This is a genomic window from Streptomyces alboflavus, assembly GCF_000716675.1.
Classification (GTDB): Bacteria; Actinomycetota; Actinomycetes; order Streptomycetales; family Streptomycetaceae; genus Streptomyces; species Streptomyces alboflavus.
Genome location: NZ_JNXT01000013.1, coordinates 11,654 through 25,472, shown reverse-complemented (window position 1 = coordinate 25,472; position 13,819 = coordinate 11,654). Strand labels below are relative to the sequence as shown.

The following is a 13,819-nucleotide window of genomic DNA, read 5'->3' as shown; positions in this document are numbered from 1 at the left end:
CCCGACTTCCGCTCTCCGTGGCCGACTTGAGACCCTTCCGCAACGTACGGGACCGATCGTCCTCGGCCCCCCGGCCGTCACAGTCACGAACGCCGACGAGACGAACCGGGGGGCCGACCCATGCGACACACCCTGTCCGAACGCACACGGACCCGTGACCGCGCACGAGACCGCGAGCACACCCGAGACCACGAGCACACCCGAGACCGCACCCGCACGCGAACCCGTCCACGTGACCGCCGCACCGCCCTGGCCGCCGCACTCCTCGCGGGCGGCATGCTGCTCGCGGGATGCAGCGGCGGCGGGGACGACAGCGGCGACAAGCGCCGGGCGTCGAGCAAGGAACGCGGGTCCGACGCCCTGCCCGCGCCCGCCCCGCCGCCCGACGGGGCACAGGACTCGCGGCAGCGCGAGAACGGCCTGAGCCGCGACATCGCCCCGAGCCCCGCCCCCGCCGACATGCGCTCCACCTTCGCCCTGGACGTGGACACCGCCTCGTACGGCTTCGCGCGCCGCACCCTGGACCAGGGCCGCCTTCCCGACCCGGCGGCGGTGCGCCCCGAGGAGTTCGTCAACAGCTTCCGGCAGGACTACCCGAAGCCCGACGGCGACGGCTTCTCCGTGAGCGTGGACGGCGCCCGCACCGGCGCCGACGGCTGGTCCCTGATGCGCGTCGGCCTCGCCACCCGCCCGGACGACGAGGAGCGCCGCCGACCGCCCGCCGCGCTCACCTTCGTGATCGACATCTCCGGTTCCATGGCCGAGCCGGGCCGCCTGGACCTGGTCAGGAAGTCCCTCGGCGTGATGACCGACCGGCTGCGCGACGACGACTTGGTCGCCCTCGTGACCTTCAGCGACCGCGCCGAGACCGTGCTGCCCATGACCCGGCTCGGCGACAGCCGCGACCGGGTGCACGCCGCCGTCGACGACCTGCGCCCCACCGCGTCCACGAACGTCGAGGCGGGCATCACCACCGGCTACGACACCGCGTCCCGGGGCCTGCGCGAGGGCGCCACCAACCGCGTCGTGCTGCTCTCCGACGCCCTCGCCAACACCGGCGACACCAGCGCCGACGGCATCCTGCGGCGCGTCGAGGACGCCCGCCGCGCGCACGGCATCACGCTGTTCGGCGTGGGCGTCGGCAGCGACTACGGGGACGCCCTGATGGAGCGGCTCGCCGACCGGGGCGACGGCCACACCACGTACGTGGCGGACGAGGACGACGCCCGCGAGGTGTTCTGCGAGCGGCTGCCCGCGAACATCGACCTGCGCGCCCGCGACGCCAAGTCCCAGGTGACCTTCGACCCGGAGACCGTCGAGCGGTTCCGGCTCATCGGCTACGACAACCGGCGCGTCGCCGACGACGACTTCCGCGACGACCGCGTGGACGGCGGCGAGGTCGGGCCGGGGCACACGGTGACGGCCCTGTACGCCGTGCGCACCCGGCCCGGCGCGAGCGGTCCCGTGGCCACGGCGCGCGTCCGCTGGCTCGACCCCGGGAGCCGCGCCCCGCGCGAGGAGTCGGCCGACCTGCGCACCGGCGACCTGGACGGCACGCTGGACGAGGCCGAGCCGCGCTTCCAAGTCGCCGCGACCGCCGCCTATTTCGCCGACGGGCTGCGCGCGTACGACCGCTTCGCCGACGCCGAACCACGGCGGCAGGACGGGCAGGACGGGCAGGACGAGCGCGGCGGCCGGGGCGAGGACCACAGCACGGCCCCGCTGCCGGGCGCCCCGACGCCGGACCGCCTGGAGGAGTGGGCGCGCGGCCTCGCGTACACGACGGGCGACAAGGACGTGAGCGAGCTCGCGGAGAGCATCAGCGAGGCGAACGACCTGCGGGGCAGTGCCCCGTAGGGGCGCGGGGAACTGCGCGACCAGCCACAACGAAGCCGCAGACGCGTCCGCTCAGCGATCCGGCAGACGCGTCTGCGGCTTCCCCCCTCTTCCCGCCCTGGTGGGCCCCACTCTTCCCGCCTCGGGCGCCCCCACGCGGCGGAGCCGCATGCCGGAACGAGCCCCGCGCCCCCTAGGGGGCGCGGGTACCGCACAACTCCCGTTCCGCCCGCACCGGGTCGTTCGGGAAGCGGAACGCCGTCCGCTCCAGGGCACCGGCCGCGTTGCGCAGGAAGCGCCCCGGCGTGAGGGGGGCGCGCGTGGCGGCGCGCAGTTCGGCGAGCGGCCCGCAGGAGAGCGCGCGGCGGGCGGCGGCCACCCGGGCCGGGTCGAGCCCGGACGGCAGGTCGGCGGTGCCGCGGTCGGCGACGACCCACTCGTCGGGCAGCCACTTGTCGTGCCCCACGCGCGCGTGGTCGATGCGCTGGGAGTGGGCGGCCAGGGGGTAGGCCAGGCCGATGGGGTCGAGGGCGGCGCCGTCGAGGGGGACGGCGGTGCCGTTGAGGCCGAGGGTGGCGTAGAAGCCGGTCACGGTGGGGGTGGCGGCGGCCACGCGGGTGCGCGAGAGGAACAGCGCCGCCTCTTGGCCGCGCCCGGCCGCGCGCACCTCGCGCGCGTAGGCGGCGTTCTCGCGGTAGCCGCCGAAGCTGTGGTGAACGGGGTGGGCGGCGGCGTTCTGCCGTACGTACACCCCGCGTTCGTCCGCGATGCCGCCGGGCCCGATCCGCCCCTCGTACCCGATCCGCAGCACGGCGGCACACACCACGGCCCACACGCAGACCCCCGCGGCGGCAAGCGCCCACGCGCGCGTGGCGGGCACCAGGAACACCGGCAGGACCATCAGGAAGAGCCCCGGCAGGAACATCCGCGCGTGCATGAAGTCGCCGCCGACCTTGATGACGTACGCCCAGCAGAGGGCGCCCGCGAGGACGGGGGCGAGGGCGGGGGCGAGCGGCACGGACACCCTGGTGGACCCGGACAGCCGCGCGCGCCCCGACGGCAGCACGGCCGCGACCACGAACAGGGCGGGCACCCACAGGAGATAGGGCCCTGCGAAGTCGCCGAGGTAGCCGAGGCCCCGCCCCCACAGGCTCTGCGAGGCCTCCTTGGTGACGCCGGGCAGCGGCACCAGATGCCCGTAGTACCCGATCCGGAAGATCTCGTACGCGACGGGCAGCGCCCCCGCCGCCCCCGCGCCGGCGAGCGCGGCGCGCCGGGAGGGGCGCGCGCTCAGCCACTGCGCGCCCAGGAACACGGCGGAGACCAGCGCCAGATCGGGCCGTACGAGCGGGCCGAGCCCGATGACGAACGCGGTCGCGAGGGAGCGGGGCCGCGCGACGAGCAGCAGCCAGGCGCCGCCGAGCCAGCAGGTGGCGAGCCCCGTCTCCAGGCCGGAGGTGGCGAAGTCCCAGACGGGCGGCAGGGCGAGGGGCACCAGGACGCCGAGGGGGAGCAGCGCACGGCCGCCGCGCGCGCCGTCACCGCTGCCGCCCGCGCCGCCGTCGTACAGCCGGACCGCACCCCACGCGGCGAGCGCGAACCCCGCCCCGGTCAGCAGCAGCCCGCCGTACACAGCGGCGCTCGCGACGTCCGCGCCCGGCAGCCCCGCGACCACGAGCAGCCACTGCCACAGCGTCCCCGTGGACGACTCGGCGCGCTCGCCCGCGTTGAACACGGGCCCGTGCCCGGCGAGGATCTGCCGGACCGTGCGGACGTAGATGTGCCCGTCGTCGGACATCCAGCGCCGCTGGTACCCGGCGACGAGGATCAGCAGGGCGGGCGCGAGACAGAGCGCGGCCCGCAGCCGAGGCCGGGCGGCGGCGAGTCGGCCGCCGCCCGGCCGCGCGGTGGCCGTGCCGGTCAGGGCGATGAGGGCGCCCAGCGTGCCGCGCCTGCGGACCGGGGTGCGTGTAGAGGTCATGCAGCGTACTTCGGCGCAGGTCAGCCGGGCCTTGAGCGGCCCTGTACGGGTGGACCGCCGCCGCGCGTACAGGTGGGCTACAGCCGCGCGTACAGGCGGAAGAGGCCGTCGTCGCTCACGTGCTCCGCCTGGAAACCGCACTCCTTGAGCAGGGCGATGCCCTGCTCCCGCGCGTAGGCGCGGTAGGTGCTGCGCTGGTGGGCCACGACGTGCCCGTCCGGCCGCCGGACGTAGTAGTCCTTGTCGAACCGGTCCTCGCCCGCGGGTCCGTCGGCCCGCTGGATCGTCTGGGCGTAGACGAGACCGCCGGGCAGATCGCGCTCGTGGTCGCGGTGGGCGGCCTGCTCGGCCAGCACGAGGACGCCGCCGGGCTTCAGCGAGGCATGCACGTTCCGGAGCGCCTTGATGTTGTCCTCGTCGTCCAGGAGGTGGCTGCACAGCAGGAAGGCGCCCTCGTCGGCGTCGCCCGGGTCCGGCGTGTGGTACCAGATGCCGCCCACGGAGAAGGCGGCGTCGAAGGCCGACGGCAGGTCCATGTGCAGGATGTCCTGCCGTACGAAGCGGGCCCGTTCGCCCACCCTGGTGCGCGCCTGGGCCAGCATGCTCTCCGTGTGGTCGATGCCGGTGATGTCCGGCGCGGGCGGTCCCTCGGGGTCGGCGTCCGCGAGTTCCAGGATCCTCTCGACGACCAGGCCGGTGCCGGTGCCGAGCTCCAGGAGGCGGGGGTGGTCCGGCAGGAGTGCGCGGAGGGTCCGGGCGTAGGCGCCATAGTCGTAGTAGCCCGACGTCATGATCTGGTCGTAGTGGCTTGAGAGTTCCGTGTACGAGTTGACCATGGGCGGACCGTAGCGAGCGGGCGGGCCCGCTGCCAGGGTGCGTTTTGCGCCCCGCGGGTGGTCCGGAGTTCTTCTGCGCGAACCATTGAATTTCCCTTACGCGTCGGTAAGTTGACCCTCAAGTAAGCGTCGGAATCCGCCGCGCAGGCGCCCCCTCACGTCTCCGCCGCACCCCCCGCACCCTCGCACGACACCGCACCCCCGCACCTCGCACAGCCCTCACCCCCCCCGCACCGCACCCCCGCACCCGCGCCGAGCGAACGAACGGGAGCCGTCATGGGCGTACGCAAGGACCTGAAACAGGCGCGCCGCCGCACCGATCTGGCGGATCGAGCCAAGGTCGAGACCGTCAGGGACGAGCACGGCGTCGTACGGGAGGCCCGCACCCCCGCCCTCGCGGCGGCGGCCACCCGCGGCAGCGCCGCCGACATCCCCTTCACCAACGCCGCGGAGGCCCCCGACGCCGTCGTCCTGCGCCGCAGGGAGGCGGGCCAGTGGCGCCCCGTCACGGCCTCCGCCTTCGCCCGCGAGGTCACCGCGGCCGCCAAGGGCCTGATCGCGTCCGGCCTCGAACCGGGCGGCCGGGTCGCCCTGATGTCCCGTACGCGCTACGAGTGGGCGGTCCTCGACTTCGCGATCTGGGCGGCGGGCGGCCAGACCGTGCCCGTCTACCCGACGTCGTCCGCCGACCAGATCGAGTGGATCGTGCGCGATTCCGGCGCCACCCTCCTCATCGCCGAGACCGCGGAGAACGCGGCGACGGCGCGCCGCGCGGTCGCCGGACACCCCGTGCCGCCCGCCGTGTCGGTCCTCGACGACGGCGCGGTCCTCGAACTGGCCGAGCGCGGCCACGAGGTGGGCGACGAGGAGGTCACCGCGCGCCGCGCGGCCCTCACCCCCGACTCCGTCGCGACCGTCTGCTACACCTCCGGCACCACCGGCAGACCCAAGGGCTGCGTCCTCACGCACGGCAATCTGCACGCGGAGGCCGCGAACACCGTCGAACTGATGCACCCGGTCTTCAAGGAGGTCACGGGCCAGACCGCGTCGACCCTGCTGTTCCTGCCGCTGGCCCACATCCTGGGCCGCTCCATCCAGATCGCCTGCATGCTCGCCCGCATCGAACTGGGCCACTTCCCGAGCGTCAAACCGGACGAGCTGCGCCCCGAACTGCGCGCCTTCAGGCCGACGTTCGTCGTCGGCGTCCCGTACCTCTTCGAGCGGATCCACGACACCGGGCGCGCGACCGCCGAACGCATGGGCCGCGGCGCCTCCTTCGAGCGCGCGGACCGCATCGCGGTGCGCTTCGCCGAGGCGTACCTGAGCAAGTTCCAGGGCCGGGGCCGCGGCCCCTCACCGGGCCTCTACCTCGGCTGGGCGCTCTACGAACTCCTCGTCTACCGCCGCGTCCGCAAGGAGGTCGGCGGCCGCCTCCGCTACGCGATCAGCGGCGGCTCGCCCCTCGACAAACGCCTCAACCTCTTCTTCTACGCCGCCGGGATCCTCATCTACGAGGGCTACGGCCTCACCGAGACCACCGCGGCCGCGACCATCGTGCCGCCGCTCGGCCCGCGCCCGGGCACCGTCGGCACGCCCGTGCCCGGCACCGCGATCCGCATCGCGGACGACGGCGAGGTCCTCATCAAGGGCGGCATCGTCTTCAGCTCGTACTGGAACAACAAGGAAGCCACCGACGCCGTCCTCGGCGACGACTGGCTGGCGACCGGGGACCTCGGGTCGCTCGACGACGACGGCTACCTCACCATCACCGGCCGCAAGAAGGACCTCATCGTCACCTCCGGAGGCAAGAACGTCTCACCCGCCGTCCTGGAGGACCGCCTGCGCGGCCGCCCCCTGGTCGGCCAGTGCCTCGTCGTCGGCGACAACCGCCCCTACGTGGCCGCGCTCATCACCCTCGAACCGGAAGCCGTCGCCCACTGGCTGACCGTGCGCAAGCGCCCCAAGGACACGCCCCTGTCCGAGCTGTGCCACGACCCGCAGCTGATCGCGGACCTCCAGAAAGCGGTGGACTACACCAACGAGGCGGTCTCCCGCGCGGAGTCCATCCGCCGCTTCGTGGTCGCCGAGGGCGAGTTCACCGAGGCGAACGGCCTGCTCACACCGTCCCTGAAGATCAAGCGGTCGGCGGTGGCGGCGGCGTACGCGAAGGAGATCGAGAAGCTGTACGACTAGGGCCTGTTCGATGGGTCGCCGCCCGCAAGCCCGGTCGCGTCCGCGCGGCCGGGCTTACCTCACAGGTAATTGCCGCACTCCACCCGCCGAACGAGTCTGGAGCCACCCGGAACAGGCCGGAAACAGGCCGGGAGGACGACCGGGAAGACGAGCGGGAGGAAGCGGAAGATGACATCGGCGAAGCACTCCGGACCCTTCACGACGACGGACGAGGCGCAGGCGGGACGCGACACGGCGTGGGCGGGGAGAGAGGACTCCCTGGCCCGCCTGTCCCTGAAACTGGACGCGGCCGTCACCGGCTCCAACGGCCTCGCGTACCTGGCCCTGGCCCAGCTCCTCGACTCCTTCCTCGGCGTCGAAGCGGCACTCCTCCACCCCTTGGGCGCCTTCCTCCTGCTCTACGCGGCAGCCGTCCAGTTCACGGCCACCCGCCCCCGGATCAACCGCCCCGCCCTCACGGCGATCATCACCGTGAACCTCCTCTGGACCCTCCTCAGCCTCACCCTCGCGTCCACGGACGCCCTGTCGGCCACGACTGCGGGGACGGTGTGGGCGGTCCTGCAGGCGTTGGTGGTCGCGGGGTTCGCGGGGGTGCAGTGGGTGGCGTCGGGGCGGCTGCGGAGGACCGGCCCGGGGAGCGCGGGCTGAGCTGCCGCGCGGCTGCGCGACGAAGCCGGCCTCTCGCCGCATACGCCACCCAGTACGCGATCGTGTCGCTAGAGTTTTCGTGAGCTGACGGCGAGCAACTGATGCGTGTCTACGGGGTGGTTGGGTGGGCCGGAGATTCTTCATCGGGTTGGGGAGCGGCCGATACCGCCACCTCCCCGAGGATGAACAACTGCGGTCCGTGCCGAACGACATCCGTGCGATGTCGGAGCTGTTCAGCGGCTTCGGCTACCAGGCGGAGCTGCCCGGCCTCGGGGAGTACGACGGCGCCGAACAGATCCGGCAGAAGCTGCGGCACTGGTCGGCGGACACCGACCTGGCCGCCGACGACGTGGTCGTGGTCTATTTCGCGGGTCACGGCTCCGTGGAGGAGCGGGACCGGCACTATCTCCTCTGCTGGGACTCACACGACGAGGACCTCGCCACCACGGCTCTGGCGACCGAGGATCTGGTGCGGATCCTGTGTCGTGGAGGCCTGCGGCACCTCCTGCTGATCCTTGACACCTGCGCGGCGGGTGCGGGCAGCGCCGAGGCGTCAGCGGTCGCGCTGCAGGCCATCGCGTACCGGAACGTAGCCGGTGACGCGTCCACGGGACTGTGGTTCCTGGCCTCCGCCCGCCGCAAGGACATAGCCGAAGACGGGGCGTTCGTGGCGGCCCTGCCTGAGGCCGTGGAGACGACGACCGGGCGCACGGGACAGCGCCAGCAGTTCCTCGACCTCACCGAGCTGGTGAAGGCCGTCAACGAACGCTTCGACGCCGACGGCAGGGGCCAGCGCGCCGAACTGGCCAGCGGGCTGGTCACCGGACTCGCCCCCTTCCTGCGCAACTCCGGCTACCGGGAGGAACTTCCGCCCGTCGGCACGGACCTCGAAGTCCAGCGCCGGGTGGCGGAACGCGACCTCGCGGAGCACTTCGGCCCCCGGTCTCGCGGAGTGGAGTTCGAGTCCGAACAGGGGCTGTACTTCAGCGGACGCGTCACCGTCCTGTCCGAACTGGTCAGATGGCTGACCGAGGGGAACGGCGACGGCAGAGGCCGCGTCGTCACCGGCAGCCCCGGGTGCGGCAAATCGGCGGTCCTGGGCCGGATCGTCGCTCTCTCGGACGTGCGGTACCGCGAGAAACTCGACCTCGCGCTGATCGACCCGGAGACCGTCGTCCCCGAAAGCTGCGTGACGGCGGCCGTGCACGCCCGCCACAAGCGCCTCGAAGAGGTGGTCGAGCGCATCGCCGTCGCCCTCGGCACGAAGGCGGACGGCGCGGCCGCACTGCTCCAGGAACTCACCAGGCGTGGTCGGCAGGGCGCACCCCTGGTGATCGTCGTCGACGCCGTGGACGAGGCCGGGTCGGACACGGCTGCCGACGCCGGGGGCCATGGCGAGCCACGCCGGATCACCCGGGAACTGCTGCGCCCCATGTCGGAGATCCAGGGCGTACGGCTCCTGGTCGGCACCCGCCACGAGTTGGTCGCCCCACTCGGTCCCACGTTCACCTGCATCGACCTGGACCGGCCCGAGTACCGCGCGGGCACGGCCGACGTCGCCGGATACGTCACCCGGGTCCTGCTCGCCACGGAGGAACCCGGCGTACCCACTCCGTACCGGGACCGGCCCGACCTCGCCGGAACGGTCGCCGCAGGCGTGGCCGAGAAGGCGGCAGGGGTGTACCTCTACGCCAGGACCACCGCCCGCACCCTGCGCTCGGACCGGGTCGCCGTGGACGTGACGTGCCCCGGATGGGCGCAGGAACTGCCGAGCGAGGTCGGCGAGGCCTTCGACGACTATCTGGCACGGTTCGGCCCGGACGAGCCCCGGGTGCGGCGCATGCTGCTGGCCCTGGCTTTCTCCGAAGGCAAGGGGCTGCCGCGGGGCCGCGTCTGGACGGTTCTGAGCTCAGTGATCTCCGGGGTGCCCTGTACGGAGGAGGACGTCTCCTGGGCGCTGGATGTCGCCGAGGCGTACATCGCCGAAGTCATCGACGACGACCGGCGTTCGGCGTACCGGCTCTACCACAAGGCGCTCGCCGAGCATCTGCGGGCGACCACGGACCGCCCGCCCGAGGACATTCAGCACTCGGTCGTCGACGCGCTGGCCTCACTGGTACCCCGCGCGCCGAGCGGGACGCTCGACTGGTTCGCGGCCCCGCCCTACGTAGGTCAACACCTGGCCACGCACGCGGCAGCCGCGGGGGTGCTCGACCGATTCATCGAGGACCCTGGATTTCTGCTCGCCAGTGAACCCCTTTCGCTGTTACGGGCGTTCGCCTCGATCGAGGGCGAGGCGCCGCGCCGCATCCGTGGCGCGTACGAGCAGGTGGCGCACCGGCTGACGATCGACCGGCCCTTGGGACAGCGCGCCGCGGACCTGCAGCTCTCCGCCCGCCGTTGTGAGGCGGACAGCCTCGCGGACCGCGTCGGGGAACTCGGTGTCGGGCTTCCCTGGTCGGCGTCCTGGGCGTGGTGGTCCACCAGTGGTGTGCATCGGTTGCTCAGTGGCCACACCAAGGGGATCGGCTGTGTGGCCGTGGGCGATCTCGACGGTCGCCCCATCGCGGTGACCGGCAGTGGAGACGGGACGGCCCGGGTGTGGGACCTCGCCTCGCAGCGGCAGATCGGTGAGCCGCTGCCGGTGGGTACCGCCGTGAACGCCGTCGCCATCGGTGACCTCGAGGACTACACCGTCGCTCTCACGGGGGCGCAGGACGGCACCGTACGGATCTGGGACCTCTCCGCCGGGCAGGAGTACGGGGCGGCGCTCACCGGGCACACCAACCAGGTCGAGAGCATCGTCATCAGCGCCATCGACCAGCGGCCCGTGGTCATCACGGCGAGCGCCGACGGCACCGCCCGCATCTGGGACCTCGTCACCCGCCGCCAGCTCGGCGGCGACCTCAGCGCCCACAGGCGCACGGTCTGGGACGCCGATCTGGGAGAGCTGGACGGGCGCCCCGTCGCGATCACCGGTGGCGACGACAAATCTGTCCACGTCTGGGACTTGAGCGATGTGCTTACCGGCGGCACCGCTCGGCTCGACGGCAGCCCGCTCATCGGCCCTGCGGGGGCGGTCACTGCTGTTTGCCTGGCCCGGTTGCAGGGCCGGACCGTGGCCCTGGTCGGAGACGCGACCGGCATGCTCAGCCGCTGGGACCTGAGGGAGCGTCGGCAGATCGGCGAGCCGGTCATGGCGCACGTCTACCACGCGATGAGCGGCGTCAGATCGGCAGTGATGGGAGAGTTCGACGGCAGGCCGGTGGTGTTGACGAGCGGCCGGTGGGACGCGCGCCTCTGGGACCTACATACGCTTGAGCAACTCGGTCACCCACTCCGAGGGCATGTCGAGGCCATCAAGTCTGTGGCCCTCACCAGTCGGGAAGACGCCTCACTGGCGGTCACGGTCAGCCTGGACCGTACGGCGCGGATTTGGGACCTGACAGCGGACCAGCCCCAGGCGGAACATGCCCGCCCGGTGTGTTCCCTCGCGCTGTTCGAGCACCAGGGCAACTCCATGCTGGTCACCGGAAGCGAGGACGGCACCGCCCGGCTGTGGGACCTGCGCACACGCAAGCAGGTCAGCAGTCCGATGGAGGGGCACTCGGACAGCGTTCTGGCTGTCGCCTGCGTTGCCGTGCAAGGACGGACGGTGGTGGCGACGGCGGGCTCCGACACGACGGTTCGGCTGTGGGATCCGTTCCTCGGCGCGGCGCTGGGGGAGCCGCTCACCGGTCACACCAACGCGGTGCGTTGCCTGGCTTTCGGCCAGTTGGACGGGGAACCGGTCCTGGTGAGCGGCAGTGAGGACGGCACCGTCAGGGTGTGGGACGTGGCCTCCGGGGACCTCGTTGGTCAACCGCTGGTAGGCCATCTCGGCGGCGTTGAGCATCTCGCTGTGCGCTCGTCGGGAAAGGACCTGGACATCGTCCTGTCCACCGCATTGGACCACGCCTACGTCTGGCGGGTGCAGGGCCGTGAGAACGCGTGTGAGGCGCGGCGGCAAGGGCACTTCAACGTTGAGGATCTCACCCCGTCGGCGCGAGCTGTGGGGGTGTCGTTCCAGGGGGCTCGTCCCGTCGTCCTGAGCGCGCTCGAAGGCAACAACGTCTTCGTGCACGACGTAATGACGCGCGCCGCGATCGGCGGGCCGTTCCGCGGCCACATTTCGTTCGTGTTCGTCGCCACCCTCGGGCGGGTCGACCGCAGAAATGTGGTGGCTTCCATGGCGTCCGACGACACAGTACGACTGTGGGACCTGGAGACGGCCGAAGCACTGGGGCCGCCTCTGGTGGGATTCACGAGAATGCGTGCGCATTTCGATCGGGCCGCGCCGGTGTTCGGCCGACTCGACGGCTCCCCGGTTGTGGCCGTTGCCAACTCCCGTGATGTGCGGATCTGGGACGTGGGCGCAATGCGTCCGATCGGCGAGGCTCTGTGCGGCGGTGTGCGGAGTCTGGTGTCGGTCGACATCCTTCAGGGCACGGCCGACAGGACCGTCGTCGTCACGGGGAGTACCGACGGCGTTGTTCGTACACACGACTTGAAGGACGGACGTCAGGTGGCCGCGCATCTGACATCGGGCCATCAGTCGATCCAGTATGCGGCTACAGGTCGCTGGCGGAACGACAACGTGGTCGTGCGCGGAGGTTGGATGGAGGCGGAAGTACGAAGCCTGGAAACCCAGCGACTGCTCGCCAAGCGTTCTGGTGCGTCCTGGAGGGCTTGCGTGCACACGATCGGCGACCGAACAGTGGTGGTTTCGGTGGCGGGCGACAACTCCCTGCATGCCTGGGACCTGCACACCCAGGCTCCTGTTTGTCCTCCGATGTCCGGCCACACGGCCGACGTCATGTCGATGTGCTCGGGCACGGTCGGGGGCGTCGATGTGGTGGCGAGTGCCTCGCGTGACGGGACCGTGCGCGTGTGGGACTTGGACACAGGTGCCACGTTCTGTGAGCCGCTCGGCGGCCACGAAATGGGAGCGAGCGGGGTGGAACTCGGCCGTCTGGATCGCGACGTCATCATCTCCGGAGCGGGAAGCGGACGACTGCGGTTCTGGGACTTGGCCGACGGCAGCGACATCGGTGTGGACCTCCGGCCCTTCCCTTCGGTGGTCCACGCGATCCGCATGACGGATATCGACGGCACTGCGGCCATGGTCGCTGCGGATGGCTATGGGTTGTTGCGGATCTGGGACCTGGTCGCCGGCGACTGGACCGCCGAACTGGATATCGGGAGCGCGATCAAAGGGATCGCGGTCGAGGAGGGCCAGGTCTGCGTCGCGACCGATATGGGGCTGGTCGCGCTGCGCCTCAACACCAGCGGTGCCACCGGCAGCCAGAAACAGGATTCCCCATGACACGTATAGTCCTTGTCCACGGCATAGCCCAGCAGTTCAAAGGCCCGGACTCACTGCTCGCCGACTGGTATCCGGCACTCAGCGACGGCATCACCCTGGGATCAGGTGAACGCATCGCGTCGCACCAGGTCTCCATGGCCTTCTACGGGGACCTCTTCCGGCCCTCGGGGCACCGGGGAATCGGTATCCCCGACCTGGACGCGTCCGATGTGCGGGACGGCCTCGAACGCGACCTGCTCCTGGAGTGGTGGCAGGCTGCGGCGGCGCAAGAAGACCGAGTGCCGGGCCCGGACGCACCGGCGCGACTGCGCACCCCCGCCCTGGTGCAGCGGGCCTTGAACGCGCTCAGCCACTCCTCCTTCTTCGCCGGACTGAGCGAACGCATGCTGATCTTCAGCGCCAGGCAGGTACGCATGTACTTCACCCAGCCCGAGATACGTCTCGGCGTCCAACGCCGCCTGGCCGAGAAGGTGACCTCGGAGACCCGGCTGATCGTGGCGCACTCGCTCGGCACGATCGTCGCCTATGAGGCGCTCTGTGCCCATCCGCAATGGAACGATCTGGCACTCGTGACGCTGGGATCCCCCTTGGCCATCCGTAACCTCGTCTTCGACCGCCTCGTCCCACCACCGGCCGACGGTCACGCCCGCTGGCCGGCGCCCGTGACACGGTGGGCCAACATCGCCGACAAGGGCGACGCCGTGTGTCCGGTGAAAGAGCTCGCTCCCAGGTTCGGTCCACGCGTCAGGGACATCTCCGTTCACAACGGAACGAAGGCGCATGACGTGCGTCCATATCTCACGGCCCGAGACACCGGGCAGGCCATCGCCGGACTGCTGAAGACAGGGGACGGGTGAGGGAGGACCAACATCCGGCGCACGACCGCCCAGAGACTTTTCGGCAGTCGCCGTGGACGCGGATGCCAACCTTCTGCCGAACGCCGCGATGTCACGTGCAGCC

Annotated in this window: 7 protein-coding genes; 5 read left to right on the top strand and 2 right to left on the bottom strand. The window is 71.7% G+C overall.

Annotated elements, in window-relative coordinates; genetic code table 11:
• Positions 1-276 precede the first annotated feature (276 nt).
• Complete coding sequence (locus OO63_RS11940; RefSeq protein ID WP_030359930.1) at positions 277-1,857, top strand: vWA domain-containing protein; 1,581 nt, start codon at positions 277-279, stop codon at positions 1,855-1,857.
• Between the two features lie 172 nt (positions 1,858-2,029).
• Here the strand turns inward: OO63_RS11940 and OO63_RS11935 are convergent, their stop codons facing one another.
• Both OO63_RS11935 and OO63_RS11930 read right to left on the bottom strand, forming a co-directional pair.
• A complete protein-coding gene (locus OO63_RS11935; RefSeq protein ID WP_030359929.1) occupies positions 2,030-3,817 on the bottom strand; it encodes an arabinofuranosyltransferase AftB family protein in 1,788 nt (595 codons plus the stop codon).
• Between the two features lie 77 nt (positions 3,818-3,894).
• The gene (locus OO63_RS11930) at positions 3,895-4,653 is read right to left on the bottom strand and encodes a class I SAM-dependent methyltransferase (RefSeq protein ID WP_030359928.1); all 759 of its coding nucleotides are present in this window, start codon (positions 4,651-4,653) and stop codon (positions 3,895-3,897) included.
• A 276-nt stretch (positions 4,654-4,929) separates the two neighbouring features.
• Here OO63_RS11930 and OO63_RS11925 point away from each other — a divergent pair, with 276 nt between their 5' ends.
• From OO63_RS11925 to OO63_RS11910, 4 genes are all read left to right on the top strand, one after another.
• Positions 4,930-6,846: an AMP-dependent synthetase/ligase gene (locus OO63_RS11925; RefSeq protein ID WP_030359927.1), complete on the top strand. Its 1,917-nt coding sequence runs from the start codon at positions 4,930-4,932 to the stop codon at positions 6,844-6,846.
• Between the two features lie 168 nt (positions 6,847-7,014).
• Positions 7,015-7,494 carry a hypothetical protein gene (locus OO63_RS11920; protein WP_234311259.1) on the top strand — a complete coding sequence of 160 codons (480 nt, stop codon included), beginning with the start codon at positions 7,015-7,017 and terminating at the stop codon, positions 7,492-7,494.
• A gap of 124 nt (positions 7,495-7,618) precedes the next feature.
• A complete protein-coding gene (locus OO63_RS11915) occupies positions 7,619-12,859 on the top strand; it encodes a caspase family protein (protein WP_051810775.1) in 5,241 nt (1,746 codons plus the stop codon).
• Positions 12,856-13,716, top strand: a complete 861-nt coding sequence (locus tag OO63_RS11910; protein ID WP_030359924.1) for a hypothetical protein — start codon at positions 12,856-12,858, stop codon at positions 13,714-13,716. The genes OO63_RS11915 and OO63_RS11910 overlap by 4 nt, the downstream gene beginning before the upstream one ends.
• Positions 13,717-13,819 lie beyond the last annotated feature (103 nt).

What these genes read in the sequence shown, in the direction of transcription:
- OO63_RS11940 (WP_030359930.1), top strand. Translation starts at nt 277, where the DNA reads ATGCTGCTCGCGGGATGCAGCGGCGGCGGGGACGACAGCGGCGACAAG.
- OO63_RS11935 (WP_030359929.1), bottom strand. Translation starts at nt 3,817, where the DNA reads ATGACCTCTACACGCACCCCGGTCCGCAGGCGCGGCACGCTGGGCGCC.
- OO63_RS11920 (WP_234311259.1), top strand. Translation starts at nt 7,015, where the DNA reads ATGACATCGGCGAAGCACTCCGGACCCTTCACGACGACGGACGAGGCG.
- OO63_RS11930 (WP_030359928.1), bottom strand. Translation starts at nt 4,653, where the DNA reads ATGGTCAACTCGTACACGGAACTCTCAAGCCACTACGACCAGATCATG.
- OO63_RS11910 (WP_030359924.1), top strand. Translation starts at nt 12,856, where the DNA reads ATGACACGTATAGTCCTTGTCCACGGCATAGCCCAGCAGTTCAAAGGC.
- OO63_RS11925 (WP_030359927.1), top strand. Translation starts at nt 4,930, where the DNA reads ATGGGCGTACGCAAGGACCTGAAACAGGCGCGCCGCCGCACCGATCTG.